This window comes from Chryseobacterium herbae, from assembly GCF_025154075.1.
Taxonomy (GTDB): domain Bacteria; phylum Bacteroidota; class Bacteroidia; order Flavobacteriales; family Weeksellaceae; genus Chryseobacterium; species Chryseobacterium herbae.
Genome location: NZ_JAOAMU010000002.1, coordinates 582,217 through 597,178, shown reverse-complemented (window position 1 = coordinate 597,178; position 14,962 = coordinate 582,217). Strand labels below are relative to the sequence as shown.

Below are 14,962 nucleotides of genomic sequence, written 5' to 3'. Positions count from 1 at the left end.
TTTGGGCTGCCATTTTTTTGGGGTCCTTATTAAAAGTCTATAAGATAAGCTATATTAAGTTTTACTGCTTACCTATGATAGGATGATACTCTTCTCTTAACGATTTTTCTACGTAAGGAACTATGAAGTCATAATTTTTGACGTCAAGTTCAATGGTAGACACTCTGAACTCCAGTCCATGAAGATTTTTTCTATGTCTTAGTTTCATCGCATACGTCTGTTTTTGTGGTGACAAATCTATATGCTCCCGTATTCTACAGTAGATATTCTTATTTTTCCCGATATAAATAGGAAGCCACTGTTCTTTAAAGAGTTCTCTAACCTTTAGCCTCTTTTGGATTGTACTGGAAGAAAAGAAAGAATCCTGCTTCCTGTTTTTCCATGCCAATGCAAAGTTTTTTATCCTGGTTTCCCTTCTTACACCAGCATTTAAATAGGTATCAAGATTTAGTTCAAACATATAAAGTCCCTGCTTTTTCTCTTTTTTCAAAAACAAAGAAGAATCAAAATCGTCGGAAAGCGTAAAACAAACTGCATTCTCCGTATCAAACCGGATATCTGAGATGTGTTTTTTAAGACTCTCTATATGCATTGTTATATCTCTGTCGAATGTCGAGATGATTTCCTGATAGTCATTTATTTTCATACCATTTATATTTTACAGTTTCACATTCTCTTATTCAGCATAGTGATTTTCTAACAGACTAAGCATCTCAGTCTCATGCTCTCTAAGCGTCTCTTTTAATCCGGAAAAATCATAGGGCACTGTATCTTTCTCAAAATTAAAATCTTCAATAAGCCCATTTTCTTCCAGTTTTTCGAAAAGCTTTTTGAGTTTTAAAGGAGGATTTTTCATCCCATTCAAATACTTAAGCTTGTTATTCAAATGATCATCTGAGAACGATGAATTCTCGGATACAGACAGCAAAGTAAGGTTTCCGAATGTATGGATATCAATATCTTTTTTATCGAAATCATCATACTTACTCTGAGGCAGAACGTGTTCTACTGAACTTCGTGAAGTAATTTTATAATTGGGATATTTTACCTGGTTATTTTTCCAGAGAAGATATTCCAATTTGTAAAACCAGTACCTCTGTATTTCTCCAAATTTGAAATCCTCTACTTTCTTAAAATCTTTTTGACCACATTCCAAAGAGGTATTTTCGTTAAAGTAAAATGCATAAACCTTGAATGCACTTGCGGACCCTGATAGTGCATTATCTATAACTTCAAGATGTTTTAAATCATCATCTTCGTTTTCATTATTCAGCAGGAAATCTATATATAATCCCAACCAAAAATGTTTTTTATCCCAATTGCTGTGGTAAAGCATTCTTTGAAGCTGTTCAGACTCCTTTTTCCTGACAGAATATTGATGTTCCTCTTCATTTTCCTTCAAACTGATATCTAATAGTTCAAACCCATTATCTTCAAGATCCTTAAAGATAATATGCTGATCTATCTTATTCTTCACTTCTCTCAAAACCATGATGAAATCCACTGCAATCTGATGCCTTAAATCTTCCTGGTTCTTATCGCTGATCATCTCTCTGAAATTACCGAACACCTTTAGCAACTGCTCCTTATCAAACATACTTGGAGCTCCTATGTTATATTGGCTACCATGTTTTTTCTGAAAAATATATAAAGTATGAATGAGCAGCGTATTGAAATCTGTCATATATTCATAGTGATAATCCTGTGTTTCTTTCTGATCTTCATCTTCCTCATTCTCATCTACCGTTTCACAACTACCGGTCATTACATCCTGTATAATATCTTTCAATGCAGTCTGTGAAGCATGATCTTCATTATACTCAGACTCAGCTTTAGAATAGTACTGCAGTGTCATCTTATCCCATATTTTAGCATACTCTATCCTATTTCCAGGAAGTATAGCATTGATTAATTCAGACTTTAAGATATCATAATGCTGCAATTGCGTACCATTGGTATTAATCTGAATAAAGAGTTTATTTTCATCGCTCCCTGCTGGTGCCGTTAAAAACTGAAAACTCACTTTTTCCAGCAAAAATTCAATAGAGATATTTTGTTTACGGTCTTTTATCCAGTTTTCAATAATCGAGAAAGCAGCTGCTATATTTCTGTTTTGCTCCAGTTCCGGTTTGAGCTTTTTACTTCCACTGCTTGCTGACAACAAATGATCTATTTCCCAAAACCGTTTCCCTTTTTCTATCTGTTCATGAGATCTAAGCAGCTCTTCCAGATATAAATTTGTATGTTTTCTAATTGAAAAGCTGAGTCTCGACTGATCATCAGTACAACAGAAATGAAGCAAATTCCTGTATTGCTCATTTTGTTTATTTTGATGAGCCAGATAAAGACAAAGAATCCATAATGTCGTAAAACGCTGTTGTCCATCTATCAAGTCATAAACACCATCATTATCAACGGCAATAATATTTCCGATAAAATACCCAAGATTTTTCTGATTTTCTAAAAAATCTTCCAAAAGTCTTTCTATTTCTTCTTCTCCCCAACAGTATGGTCTCTGATACACCGGAACATTCACTGTATAATCAAAATTAATCAGCCGCTTAGGAGCAATTTCAAACTTACACATTATCAATTTGTTTATTCATTAAAATATCTTTGAATTCATTATAGAAATTACCCACAACACCTTCTGTATGATCTTTACTAATTGATAAGTTACTGTATTTCTTTTTTTTGCAGTAGGTAACAATTTCTGCTAGGTCATGGGAATAATATATCCGGTCAAGAAGTTTTTCTCCCTCTTCAAAATTATGTACGATTTTCTTGGTCACTGGTTTTGAAAGTCTTTTGAAAAAACATACTTTAAATAACAGTTGGGCCATACCCATGAAGCTCCTATCTTCAATAAAACCTTCTCCATATCGGGAAATCAAAGTAATTAAAACCATCTGATAATATTCATAATTAAATTCACATCCACGTAGCTTTTTAATTCTATTTAAAATGTCTGAATGATCTGAATTTAACTTCTCCTCAAGACGGTCCCAGATTTCACAATAGTATATCAGGTAATGGATTGTATTCTCTCCTTTATATAAAGGCTGTCTTACTTTATAATTTGGAGCGTCCACGGTAAGCTTTCCCTTTGACAAACAGGCTTCCGCGAACTTATAATCTTTATCAGGCAGCATCTCTTCATAAGCAAATTCTTCTGGCAGCCTCAGCTTCCATTCTTGGAAATTATGTCTTGGAAATTCTCTGAACTTAATCCCTTGCCAATATCTGGCTTTTAACAGCAGTTCAGACATCTGGTTCAGTTTAGCAGAATCAAACTGATAGTATTCTAAATCCAAAGCTTTTTCTATCTGTTTTGATTTCTCCAGAGCCTGCAGGTGAAACGGTTTGATAATATCGATTCCATCTAACCGCCTTCCTGACGTATTTAAAGTCGTGTAAAATTTAAATGCCTGATCCTGAGACTCTGCAATAATATAGGTGATATTGATATCAGAAAAATCAATTCCAGTATATGCCTCCATCAACTTCAAACCATCAATATGATCTTTAAGAAAAGAAACATTCTTTTTAATATTATTTCTTGAAATCTCTGATTCTACACAAAAATTATCATTTAACCCAACACTTTGTTCCTGCAGATGGGCCAAAATTAACAGGCTTGAAATTCTTTGTTGCCCGTCTATAATATCGTAAGTTTTCCCCTCTTTATTCTTAACCAGAATGACCGTCCCAAGATAATACAGCGGACATTTATTTTTGTTTTTTCGTGAATAATTTGACAAATCATTATAGAGTTTGATGATCTGTTTTTCGGTCCATACATAGGGTCTTTGATAATCGGATATTTTCAATTTAAATTGATTAAAGAAATCATCAACAGTTAAAGACCCCTGTTTTTCTATTTCAGCAAGGCTTTCTATCATATTTTCATCTTGAGTTTTTCATTTAATATTATACAGATTTCTCAATGAGAAGCCTGAATAGTCTTAAAATATAATTTAGATATTTCTATTAGAAAAATAAATCGGTTTAAAATAGTCTCATGTAAAAAATAGCCGTTTGATGCCGAAAGAAAGTTTGAAATGATTTATTTTCATAGCAGATTATATAGTTTTGATAACAATAATATTAAAAAAAATCTGATTGTACTTACGGGAAAACATAATTTTTTAACAAAATCTACTCTAATACTAAACTCAAGAACTACTACACCCTTGTAAAGTAGCTCTACCCTCTTCAATAAGCCCCGGTAGTGACTTCCGAACAGCCGACATCCCCTTCATAAAGGGTATTTACCCCCTTAGGCAAGGGGGTAGATAGGGTTGCATAACGGGTTCCAGGGACTTGTAAAGTGGCTTTAGCCAGTTATTCAAGGGGAGCGAGGAACTTATCCAAGTGTCTGGAGCCACTTTACAGGCATCAGGAAGGAGAAAACAGGGAGAAAACAGCCTGTTTTTTTATCGCAAAGGTTCATTCTGACCCTATCTATTTTAAGAGTGCAAAGAGGAAATCAATTGCATTGATTCTATGAAGCGGGCGTTTTATCGTTTGGCATAATCGGTGTACGTGACTTTTTGCTTTCCTTGAGTTCAATTTACTATGCATCCATAAAAAAGCACGTCTGTAAACGTGCTTTTCATTTGAGTATTTCTATCTGCATTATTCCGTCTGACTGTTGCTACTATTTGTTGGTGCCTGCGGAGTAACAGGAGTTTGAGGGGATGTGACGAAGAACTGTTTCAGATCATCATAGATCACATTGGTTCCCGGGACGTTTTCTTCGGAAAGGAATCTGACATTTCTGTAAAAACTGATCGCGTTATGGTAATTGTCGTGATCCAACAGGACTTTAGTATCGGAGAGCTGTTCGTTCAGGGAATCCAGACGCTGAAGGCGTTGCTCGATTTGTTCTCTGGCTGTATAATCCCTGTCGAATTCTGCTTTATCCAGAAATCCTGGAACATGCTGTGCATACTGTTCCATATAGCTTTTCGCTTTATTCACGAAAAGTTTATTCTGCTCTGCAATCCTCCCGTACTGCTGTCTCTGCTCCGGGGTAAGATTGATGGTTTTTCCTAAAAGCGCGGCCTGTATAGCCTGAAGCGCCTGATCAATAGTTGCTAATTCTTCACTGGAAAAACTTAAACTAATTAAATTGTCTAGTGCCATAATTTTGTGTGTTTTTGAATGTTAATAATTCCAAATATAGTGAGTACAAACATTGAAAAAGCAGGCAAAAAGCAATTTTTCAGGGAGCATTCATCAGAAAATAAAAATCAAATAATACGGTTTATTTCTCGTAATTTTTTAATGAAAAAAATGATGGCTTAGGCATGAAAATGTGAAAATAGCTCTGTGTATTCCATAAAAAAATACTGCCTCATAGAGGCAGTATGTATAGGTGAATTTTTCCTTTTAAAAGGGACGGAAAATGATTATTTCTTATACTTAGGAGGTTAGAATTTTTTTTTCAGACAGTACCTGAATAAAAACACCAATAATTTTAAATCCATGAGTATCATCGCTTTTCAACACAATATTTTTAAATTCCGGATTTGTTGACTTAGGTGACAAAACTACTTCTTCATGAGACCAATTTTCCTCATTTATCTGTTTTTTACTTGAATAATACTTAATAGTATAATTAGAACCATATTCTTCATCAAAAATATTTCGTCCTTCAACCAATACAACAAGCCCATCGCGAGAACCTCCATTATATTTTTTAAATAAACAGATGCTTCCATTAGGAATAATCTTATTCATAGATTCTCCAATAACTTTACATGCAAAATGTTCATCATTGCTCAATGAACTATCCACTTCAATATATTGAATTTTTCCAGACTCCTGAAATTCGGAAAATTCACCAGCTGCTATTTCCAAATCATAAAAAGGAATAGTATTTTCAGCCGGTTCGTTCAAAAATTTAATCTTATCAGTCTTATTTCTGGATTTAAACAGCGGGACAAATTGTTGAATAAACTTCCTTAGATTCTCATTGCAAACATATATATATGTTCCCTGAATTCCTCTTAATAGTATGGTTTTATAAATATTAATAACATAATTCAGAAGTTGACTCTCATCTTTAACAGAGTTTTTCCCATTCTTATCTTTATACCTATTTTTATAAACAACAAATCTTTTCTGCTCAAAATCATAATCCAATTCAGGACCTATAATTACTCCTGTATAATTCAAATCATATCCTTGTGTCGTATGAATACATCCTACTTCATTAATGGCGTTTTTAGAATTTACCCAGTCCTTATCCTTACTATTCCATTTCAGTTTGTTATCTCCAATAAGAATATCGTACTCGTCTGGCTTCTTTTTAGAAACCCATTCCCATGCAAAACCTGCAACCATTCTTGATAAACCATAGAGTTCATCTTTCTTTTTGATTCTGCTTACCATTTCAGCCAAATCATCAAAAACATAAAACTCATAGGAACTAATTTTATATTTCTCAACAGGAGAAGTTAGGGGCTCATCAAAAAGTTTATGAATAAGTTTTATATATTTATTTCCGCCACGAACTCTAAATTGACTTTTTAATTTTTCTGTTCGTGTAAAAGGTGCCTCTTCTAATTTTTTAAAACTTTCTCTGGGTGTATCTGAAGGCTTTACGGATTGGTATTGGTCATAAAAAATAATAGATTTACTACTTTGCATCTTTACCCAATCAAGTTCTGATGCTGTAAATTTATCTAATCCCAGTCTTAAACAGTTATCATCAAATCCACGATAATAAGAACCCAAATTGACTCTCCTCCTTAAGCGATGACCTTCATCTACAATAACCAGATCATAAGTCCTCTTTGCTAAGTCTGCAGGACCTATTACCATGTTAGCAGACAATCCATCCACATTTTTAAAAACATTGGAAATAGTCTTTCTGAATGAAGCCATTGGAATTACTAAAGCCATCTTTAGATCAGTATAACTTTCCTTTACTTCTTCTAGCAGCGAGAATAATTCTTTATCTTCTCCATCGAAATCAGTATAATTAAAATCTCTTAAATCTGTTTTTAATAATTTAAATAGAAAAATAGCCAAAATAGATTTGCCCGTTCCAGCACCTCCATGAATAAGACTTACTTTAGCATTCTCATCCAGCAGACAGTTTAAGATCATTTTTAACCCTTTAATCTGTTCTTTTGAAAGTGATTTGTAAGGTGAATATTTAAACAGATCAGAATTATCAATCACATTTAGCGGTTGATGAGCTATTCCTCTATTAATAAGTTCGTCCCATATACTTTTGAATAATTCCCAGTATACTTTCTTTTCGTGATACTGATGATTAGAAATTCCCAGGTTCCCATTCTTTAAAGCATATTTTCCATCTCCAGCAATGTACTTAATAAGATTAGCTTCTAAGTCCAATGTTGCAGACTTATGAAACAGCTCACTTAAAATAAGATTTACCGTTGACAGATGTTTTTTTTCTTCCGACTTTAAGTGAGTATTTATTCTAGTTAGGACGTCTGTGGTCTCACCAACATATGCAGACTTATTGCGTTCATTTTTCAAAAGATATACTATAGGCCATGATACATAATCTCTATGATTATGGTTTATTTTATCTTCTACGAAGTAATCAAAGCTATACTCTTCAGTAATTAAAAAATTATTCATCTCCAAAATTACAGTTCATCATATTTATCGGCTCTTCCCTTTGCCTTATTTACAGGATATTTTTCATCATTCTTGTGAAGCTTTTTTAAAATAATCTTATTGATATCAATATTATTTTTATGGGCAAGAAGAAGACCATACATAAACACATCGGCCAGCTCCTCTTCTAATTTATCTCTATTAAAATCTTCATCTTTTTTCCACAAGAATATTTCCAAAAGTTCAGAGGCCTCAATAGATAAGGCTAAAGCCAAATCTTTCGAATTATGAAACTGTTCCCAATCACGATCATCGCGAAATTTTAAAAGTTTTTCCAAAGTTTCAGTATCTATCATAGGGTTCATTTTTAAATCAGAGTTTCAATTTTAACTTAAAAGTAAGAAATCTACAGATAAAATTGTTGCTCTTGGCATCATTTCAGTAAAAATAGTAAATTAAAAAATTTGATATCTAATAAAATACACCTATTTCTAAACAACGTGATTTAAATCCAATTTTTTCGTAAATTTCAACCATAAAGAAATATTATTCACAAATATTCAATATTATGGAAATTGAGAACATCTGCAATGCCATCAGGAAATGGAATACTTTAACAGAATTGTATCAGATCGGGAATAAAGTAAGTGAACAGGAGATCCTCAATGCGCTAAATCAGGGGACGCATTTCATTGTGACGGGAAAGGAAATTCAGGACTGGAAAAATAATCTGGAGCATGAATTAAACCCTACTATTCATGCTTATGCAGGCATTGATGAAGACCGTCTCAAGTTTTTCCTGATCGATTCCAAAAGCGATGCGGAAGCAGATTTCAGCCATATTCTGGTCAAAGAATTTACCCGCAACTCGGTGGATCCGTGGCAGCAATATTTCAGTGAAGCTCTGGCAGCTCCGTCCATTGACTGGGAATCTGCCGTCAACAGAAATTTCAGATGGAATATGTTCGGCAGTACATGGCTTGACCTCAACAGAGAAAAGCCGTTTTTCAGACTGATCTCCATTCCTTTTTCGGATTATGAGAAATTGGGTCTTGAGGAAGATCAGCTGTGCATCAGTTTCCTGGGACTCACTACCCTGTTAAAAGACAGAAGCTCCCTTTCGGATTACCATATAGAAATTATTACCGTAAAGCATCTTGAAGTGAATGAAATGAGTAAGGAAGCCGAAGATTTCTCCACGCCAAGACCACCATTCACAATGTCTGACCAGCAAAATTTCCAACTTCTGATCAAAAGTGATGGCATTGTATAACAGCCTGTCCCTATTTTTACAAGTCCTTATCAACCTGGTTTTACTGTCGGGTCTGATTTTGTTTATGACGACCGGAATAAGAGAAAAGCTCCTGCTGATCCTGTTTTTTCTGGGTGAAGCTGCTTTGGAACTCTCCGACCTTATCGGAAGGCTGATGAAACTGACGACCTACAATGTTTACAATTATTCATTAAGCCAGTTTTTGAGCCTGCTTGCCCTGACGGAGATTTACAATGTCTATTTCTACAAAATTTCTCCCCGGATAAGAGTGTCCATCTATGCCTCCGCCTTGATCTTGCTGACGTTCAATATACTGTATCATCAGAGCATTGAAGCACTTACCTTCTACTCGAATATTATTCCGAATATCGTAATCTGTAGTTTTGGAGGACTTTATTTTCTGCATGTGATCAGAAAGGCCAAAACAGATACCACTTTATTCATTGTGAATATTGCCGTATTCCTGTTTTTCTCGATTGAAACGGTAATTTCCACGACCTTCAATTTCCTGATCAATAACCATATGGAATGGGTGGCTCCTGTATGGCTGTTCAGAGGGGTACTTTTGCTGTGCTTTTATCTTGCTATTGTTAATCTGGGATGCCGTACCGGGAAAATCAGAATCTGGCAGTAGTCCTGTGGATATGGATCGGGATCGGGCTGCTGTTCTTAATAACCTTATTTATAACGGTACTCACCACCACTTATCTGAAAAGTATTAAAAAAAATAAAAGAAAAGTAATGCAGATGGTCAGAAATACCCAGACGGAATGCTGGGAAAACACCCTTTATATTCAGGAAAAAGACCGGGAACGTCTGGCAGAGGAACTTCATGATAATATTATTTCAAGACTGAACCTCATCCGTTTAAATACAGCCAGTAAAAGCGTAAATGAGCTCAGCCAGGACATCAGGGTTTCTATGCAACTGATCCGCGAACTTTCTCACAACCTTACGCCCCCGGATCTGGATGACATTGAACTTCCAGATCTTATTGCAGATTATCTTGAACAGGTTGAAGATATTCCCGTGGCTTTTCATCATTCCGGAAATCCTGGAGACAGGATCAGTAGTTCAGTAAAGTTGAATATGTTCAGGATTGTTCAGGAACTGATCAGCAATGTTCTGAAACATGCCCAAGCCACAAAAGTCGAAATAAGGCTCAGAATTTCAACGCAATACCTGATTCTGACCGTGAAAGACAATGGCTGTGGTTTTAAAACCGGAACTCAATACGGAGGAATAGGCCTTAGAAACATCCGGTCAAGAACCCAGCAGATCAACGCAGTATATAAACTAAAAACCAAGCCGGAAAAAGGAACGCAATGGATGATCCTTACGGCATTTAAATCAAATTAAACCATGAAAGAATCACAAAAAATAAAGATTGGGATTGTAGACGATGATCTTCTCTTTGTCCAGCTTTTAAAGGATTATATAAATAAAGATAGCCGCTACCAAACGACACTTACCTGCACCGGCGGAACAGCTTTCCTCGGAGAAATAGAAACCAACGCTCCTGATATTCTGATCCTTGATCTGAGAATGACCGATGGCAGTGGCCTTGACGTACTTTCAGCATTATCACAAACTGATACGGAAATGAAAATCATTGTCCTTTCGAGCTTTTACAGGCGATCTTTTATGGGACAAATGTTGAAAATGGGAGCTCATGCTTTCCTATCGAAGGAAATTGAACTGAGTGAACTTCCAGCGGTCATCAATGCGGTACATGAAAACGGTCATTATTTTTCAAATGATCAGATAGAAGTGATGAGACATCAGCTGTCCAATAAACTTCCTGAATTTCACGCCTACTCCAAAGATGATCTTACGGAAAGGGAAATTGATGTACTGAAGTTGGTTTGTCAGCAGATGAGCACCAAAGAAATTGCAGACGCCCTGTTTATCTCCCCAAAAACCGTTGAAACCCATAAGACCAATCTGATGATTAAAACGTGCGTAAAGAATATGGCCGGGCTCGTCATTTATGCTGTACAGAACAGGATTATTGATGCGAATGAGATTGTTTTGCTGGATAAATAGGCGGGGTGCGGGATTCGGGATTCGGGTTGGAGCGTCGGAGGGTTTTAGAGTCAGAGAGTTTGAGCGTTTGAGCGTTTGAGCGTTTTGGGATAGGGGTTGTTTTAAAATTTAATACAGAGATGATGAAGTTCTGTTTTCGGACCTCAAGTGCTTCCCTCTTCCCGCACAAACCCGAATCCCACACCCCGAAACTCTCCTTCCCTCTTCCCGCACAAACCCGAATCCCGTACCCCGAAACCTTCAAACTCTTCCCTAAAACAAAAATCAGGAAGTACACCATATGCACTCCCTGATTGGAATCTAAAAAACACGCTAATAATTAAGGATTTAAGATTTTAGCAATGGACACCGCATCTGCGATTGTATCCATGCTGTAGATCTGAATAACTCCTTGTGTGGTGGCTGCCTGACCTAAAATATTCTGTTGGTTCTGCGCATTCACTGCATTTTCAAACATAATTCCGGTCGAATGTGCCGCTGACTGATAGACGTTGCTTAAAGCCATTGCAGGAGATTCTGCTACCACTTTTACGTTCGACTGCGTTACTGCGTCTGTGATTTGTTCGTTTACTGTTGCCATGATAATTATTGTTTATTTGGGTTTAGAAAACAGCCGGATGATCCGGCTGTGGGGGATTTTTGCCGTTAGCCGAAATCTCTTAAGGATTCAGGATTTTAGCAATAGAAACAGCATCGGCTATGGTATCAAGGCTGTAGATCTGCGTCACACCTTGTGTAGTCGCTGCCTGAGTGACGATATTTTGCTGATTTTGAGTATTCACTGCATTTTCAAACATGATTCCTGTGGAATGCGCTGCTGTTTGATATACATTGCTTAAAGCCATTGCAGGAGATTCCCCTACTACTTTTACGTTCGACTGCGTTACTGCGTCTGTGATTTGTTCGTTTACTGTTGCCATAATGGTTATTGTTTATTTGGGTTAAAAGAAAACCGGATCATCCGGTGATAAGGATTATTGTTTGTTGTTTGCTGAACGGGTTAAGGATTCAGGATTTTAGCAATAGAAACAGCATCTGCTACTGTATCCAGGCTGTAGATCTGCGTAACACCTTGCGTAGTGGCTGCCTGAGTGACGATATTTTGCTGATTTTGCGTATTCACCGCATTTTCAAACATGATTCCCGTGGAATGCGCTGCGGTCTGATACACGTTGCTTAAAGCCATTGCTGGAGATTCTGCTACCACTTTTACGTTGGATTGGGTAACTGCGTCTGTGATTTGTTGGTTAACTGTTGCCATAATGATTATTGTTTATTTGGGTTAAAAATTGACCGGGACTTCCGGCTTATAATGATTATTTTAGTTTGGAGTGAAAACTCTTAAGGTTTCAGGATGTTAGCAATAGAAATAGCATCTGCGATGGTATCTTTACTGTAAATCTGAGCAATCCCCTGTGTAGTGGCTGCCTGAGTTACAATATTCTGCTGGTTCTGCGTATTCACTGCATTTTCAAACATAATTCCTGTAGAATGTGCCGCTGTTTGGTACACGTTACTTAGCGCCATTGCAGGAGATTCACCTACTACTTTTACATTGGATTGGGTTACTGCGTCTGTAATTTGTTCGTTTACTGTTGCCATAATGATTATTGTTTGTGTGGATTAAAAACACCGGATCTGCCGGATTTGAGGCTTAATTTCTACGTTTTCAGAAAAAATTAAGGTTTCAGGATCTTAGCGATAGAAACAGCGTCTGCCACTGTATCCATGCTGTAAATCTGCATAATACCCTGAGTAGTGGCTGCTTGTCCTAAAATGTTCTGTTGATTTTGCGTGTTCACCGCATTTTCAAACATGATTCCCGTAGAGTGTGCAGCTGCCTGATAGACGTTGCTTAAAGCCATTGCAGGAGATTCTCCCACTACTTTCACGTTCGACTGCGTTACTGCGTCTGTGATTTGTTCGTTTACTGTTGCCATAGTTGTAATTGTTTTTTTTGAGATGTGATCTCGGTTAATAAATTATTTTGATTTAAACTAGTTTCCTTATTATTTTAAGCTCCCGCAAATGATACAATGACACAGATTTTCAAGGCATTGTTGCAGACTGGTAATTGGGTTTCGCTGTATGGATGATTCTCGATACAATGGCTGAAATCATGACCTGTACAATCTGCAGGAGTTAAATTTTTATTCTGTAAGCTTCAATTATCCTGTACGATGTTGAAGAAAGGATGCGGTTGAGATGTCCGGATATATCTCCTTACCATCTGTTCCTTCTGTAGGTATGCTGTACGCGATCTTTTCTCGGGGGATTGAGGATGTTTGACTGTTTTGCACGTTGAGCATTCAAAAAACGGTGTGGAAATAAATATTGACCTAACTTGACTGTATATATGCTGAGGGCACCGTTTTCTGTCTTTACAGAGGAATACACCGCATCCGTAGTTTTTCTTTAGGGATGTTAATTAAAAGCGGCCTTTTCCGAATGCTATTGAACTTTTGATTCTTACCTTTCCTGAGCTCATCTTTTTAAGTCCCATGACGTAATTGCTCATTCCAAGCATCGCGTCCCTTTGTTGATTCAATGCGGAATTGATATGCATTAATCCTGTGGAATGCGCGCTTACCTGCATAGAAATCGCGGCGGGCACAGAGGCAGACATTCCCATCACTGCTGTATTGATTTCATTCATATGATTTGTTATTTTGGTTGGATATATTATTTAATGTGAAAATTAAGAGTGCTGGAAGCTGGAAGAGGGAGGATGGAAGTTACTATCCGGCAACTGACTTCTAGCAGTCACCATAAAAATGAATTTAATAGTTTCAAAAATTTAATACCATTGCTCTGAAGTTCTGCTTTTGAACTTCAAAAATCTCCCTACTCCCTTTTGCCTATTCCCTATTCCCTTAATTCTTCCTCATATTCGCAAATCTCACCTGCAGCTTATTCATTCTTTCCGCTATTCTTAATTCTTTCTCTTTAATTTTCACCACTGAAGCTTCCTGCAGTTTTTTTAACTGATCATCATAGTTCATTGTTACAGGACTGGCTGTGGCAGGTGATTGATACGCTTCCTGCTGTTTCACAGCTTCTTCCAGCTTTTCCAACAGTGGTGCTAATGATTTCAGGGTTTCTTTGGTTGCCTTATCTTTGATGTAGTTGATGATTTCATCTTCATGACTCAGAACAAACGGCATGGCGCTGATGTCTATCCCCGCGGCATTACGTTCTGTCTCTACAACAGGGCTGTCTTCGCCTGTTTCTTCGCCTGCAGCCGCATTTTCCTCTTCATCCATGGGAACATCTTCGTAGATGGCCGGATCTATTTTTTTGAGATTATGATCTTTTGAATAATCCATTTCCTATTTTTTTAAGTTTGTCTGTGATTTGCATAGATAAGGTCTTTCCGGGCCCTTCTTTTTCAGGCTCTTCTGCAGGAATGACCGCTTCTTCGATCTTAGGTTTTACGAGTGGCTGAGTCAGCTTTATAGATTTCAGCACCAATTTTCCGTCTCCGCCGTCAGCTTCAAAATTTTTATTTCCCATGCTGTCCTGTTCTTCTGGTTTTTCATTGACAGGCGATGACGTCAATTGTTTTTTTTTTCAGCATCTTCCGTGGGAAGATCTTCGACCGGTGCAATATTCTGCGGTGGATTCAGATTGCTGTTGACAGCAAAGATCGCTGTAGAAATTTTCGTTTTCACTTCGGCATAATCGCTGACGATTTTAAAAAGATCCCGCATCATTTCATTTCCGGTCTCAGTTTCTGTCTCTTCAGCGGCTCCTTCCATGAGTTTTTTCTTTGGCGGCGGCTTATTTTCGCTGGGTGTTCCGTAGGTCAGGAAATTATTGGCCAATCTGCTCAGTGCGATAAGACCTACCTGCTCAAATCCCTTTAAAAAAGACTGCAGATCCTGAACCATCATCCCCGTCGACTGATCGATCATTACTTTTCCTGCGCCGGTCATTGGAGAAGCTGTCGGTGGTGACAATACTTCTTTGTTGATGAAAACTACCGCTTCTTCTGCAGCATTGGTAGGTTTGGCTCCGTCTGAATTTTGCGTTCCCATGGTT

Annotated in this window: 19 protein-coding genes; 4 read left to right on the top strand and 15 right to left on the bottom strand. The window is 37.0% G+C overall.

Annotated features, from left to right (window positions below):
• Positions 1-61 precede the first annotated feature (61 nt).
• The 6 genes from N0B48_RS08790 to N0B48_RS08765 all read right to left on the bottom strand — a co-directional run bounded on the left by N0B48_RS08790 (position 62) and on the right by N0B48_RS08765 (position 7,958).
• On the bottom strand, positions 62-646 hold the full coding sequence (locus tag N0B48_RS08790) for a hypothetical protein (protein WP_259838319.1): 585 nt from the start codon (positions 644-646) through the stop codon (positions 62-64).
• 30 nt (positions 647-676) lie between these two features.
• Entirely contained in the window at positions 677-2,587 is a 1,911-nt protein-coding gene (locus tag N0B48_RS08785; RefSeq protein ID WP_259838318.1) for a GmrSD restriction endonuclease domain-containing protein, read from the bottom strand.
• Complete coding sequence (locus N0B48_RS08780) at positions 2,580-3,902, bottom strand: DUF262 domain-containing protein (RefSeq protein WP_259838317.1); 1,323 nt, start codon at positions 3,900-3,902, stop codon at positions 2,580-2,582. The genes N0B48_RS08785 and N0B48_RS08780 overlap by 8 nt, the downstream gene beginning before the upstream one ends.
• Before the next feature lie 736 nt (positions 3,903-4,638).
• The gene (locus N0B48_RS08775) at positions 4,639-5,148 is read right to left on the bottom strand and encodes a hypothetical protein (protein WP_259838316.1); all 510 of its coding nucleotides are present in this window, start codon (positions 5,146-5,148) and stop codon (positions 4,639-4,641) included.
• Positions 5,149-5,427: 279 nt separating this feature from the next.
• Positions 5,428-7,623 (bottom strand): DNA/RNA helicase domain-containing protein, encoded by a 2,196-nt coding sequence (locus N0B48_RS08770; RefSeq protein WP_259838315.1) that lies wholly within the window; start codon positions 7,621-7,623, stop codon positions 5,428-5,430.
• Positions 7,624-7,631: 8 nt separating this feature from the next.
• Positions 7,632-7,958 carry a nucleotide pyrophosphohydrolase gene (locus N0B48_RS08765; protein WP_259838314.1) on the bottom strand — a complete coding sequence of 109 codons (327 nt, stop codon included), beginning with the start codon at positions 7,956-7,958 and terminating at the stop codon, positions 7,632-7,634.
• A 212-nt stretch (positions 7,959-8,170) separates the two neighbouring features.
• Between N0B48_RS08765 and N0B48_RS08760 the strand changes: the two genes are divergently transcribed.
• Genes N0B48_RS08760 through N0B48_RS08745 form a run of 4 tightly spaced genes read left to right on the top strand, consistent with a single transcriptional unit; the run spans position 8,171 to position 10,921 of the window.
• Positions 8,171-8,875 carry a hypothetical protein gene (locus N0B48_RS08760; RefSeq protein ID WP_259838313.1) on the top strand — a complete coding sequence of 235 codons (705 nt, stop codon included), beginning with the start codon at positions 8,171-8,173 and terminating at the stop codon, positions 8,873-8,875.
• A complete protein-coding gene (locus tag N0B48_RS08755) occupies positions 8,862-9,509 on the top strand; it encodes a hypothetical protein (protein WP_259838312.1) in 648 nt (215 codons plus the stop codon). Before N0B48_RS08760 ends, N0B48_RS08755 begins: the two co-directional genes overlap by 14 nt.
• Positions 9,476-10,234, top strand: a complete 759-nt coding sequence (locus N0B48_RS08750) for a sensor histidine kinase (protein WP_259838311.1) — start codon at positions 9,476-9,478, stop codon at positions 10,232-10,234. Before N0B48_RS08755 ends, N0B48_RS08750 begins: the two co-directional genes overlap by 34 nt.
• Positions 10,235-10,237: 3 nt before the next feature.
• On the top strand, positions 10,238-10,921 hold the full coding sequence (locus N0B48_RS08745; RefSeq protein ID WP_259838310.1) for a response regulator transcription factor: 684 nt from the start codon (positions 10,238-10,240) through the stop codon (positions 10,919-10,921).
• Between the two features lie 319 nt (positions 10,922-11,240).
• On the opposite strand, the gene N0B48_RS08740 is transcribed toward N0B48_RS08745, so the two are convergent.
• From N0B48_RS08740 to N0B48_RS08700, 9 genes are all read right to left on the bottom strand, one after another.
• Positions 11,241-11,501, bottom strand: a complete 261-nt coding sequence (locus tag N0B48_RS08740) for a RebB family R body protein (protein ID WP_034728079.1) — start codon at positions 11,499-11,501, stop codon at positions 11,241-11,243.
• Positions 11,502-11,580: 79 nt separating this feature from the next.
• Positions 11,581-11,841, bottom strand: coding sequence for a RebB family R body protein (locus tag N0B48_RS08735; RefSeq protein ID WP_034728080.1), 261 nt, complete (start codon positions 11,839-11,841; stop codon positions 11,581-11,583).
• A gap of 80 nt (positions 11,842-11,921) precedes the next feature.
• On the bottom strand, positions 11,922-12,182 hold the full coding sequence (locus tag N0B48_RS08730) for a RebB family R body protein (RefSeq protein ID WP_034728083.1): 261 nt from the start codon (positions 12,180-12,182) through the stop codon (positions 11,922-11,924).
• An 80-nt stretch (positions 12,183-12,262) separates the two neighbouring features.
• Positions 12,263-12,523: a RebB family R body protein gene (locus N0B48_RS08725; protein WP_090022877.1), complete on the bottom strand. Its 261-nt coding sequence runs from the start codon at positions 12,521-12,523 to the stop codon at positions 12,263-12,265.
• 77 nt (positions 12,524-12,600) lie between these two features.
• Complete coding sequence (locus tag N0B48_RS08720) at positions 12,601-12,861, bottom strand: RebB family R body protein (protein WP_034728088.1); 261 nt, start codon at positions 12,859-12,861, stop codon at positions 12,601-12,603.
• A 488-nt stretch (positions 12,862-13,349) separates the two neighbouring features.
• On the bottom strand, positions 13,350-13,577 hold the full coding sequence (locus N0B48_RS08715; RefSeq protein WP_259838309.1) for a RebB family R body protein: 228 nt from the start codon (positions 13,575-13,577) through the stop codon (positions 13,350-13,352).
• A 217-nt stretch (positions 13,578-13,794) separates the two neighbouring features.
• Entirely contained in the window at positions 13,795-14,247 is a 453-nt protein-coding gene (locus N0B48_RS08710; RefSeq protein ID WP_259838308.1) for a hypothetical protein, read from the bottom strand.
• Positions 14,225-14,479, bottom strand: a complete 255-nt coding sequence (locus tag N0B48_RS08705; protein ID WP_259838307.1) for a hypothetical protein — start codon at positions 14,477-14,479, stop codon at positions 14,225-14,227. The genes N0B48_RS08710 and N0B48_RS08705 overlap by 23 nt, the downstream gene beginning before the upstream one ends.
• The gene (locus N0B48_RS08700; RefSeq protein WP_259838306.1) at positions 14,476-14,958 is read right to left on the bottom strand and encodes a hypothetical protein; all 483 of its coding nucleotides are present in this window, start codon (positions 14,956-14,958) and stop codon (positions 14,476-14,478) included. The genes N0B48_RS08705 and N0B48_RS08700 overlap by 4 nt, the downstream gene beginning before the upstream one ends.
• Positions 14,959-14,962: the final 4 nt, after the last annotated feature.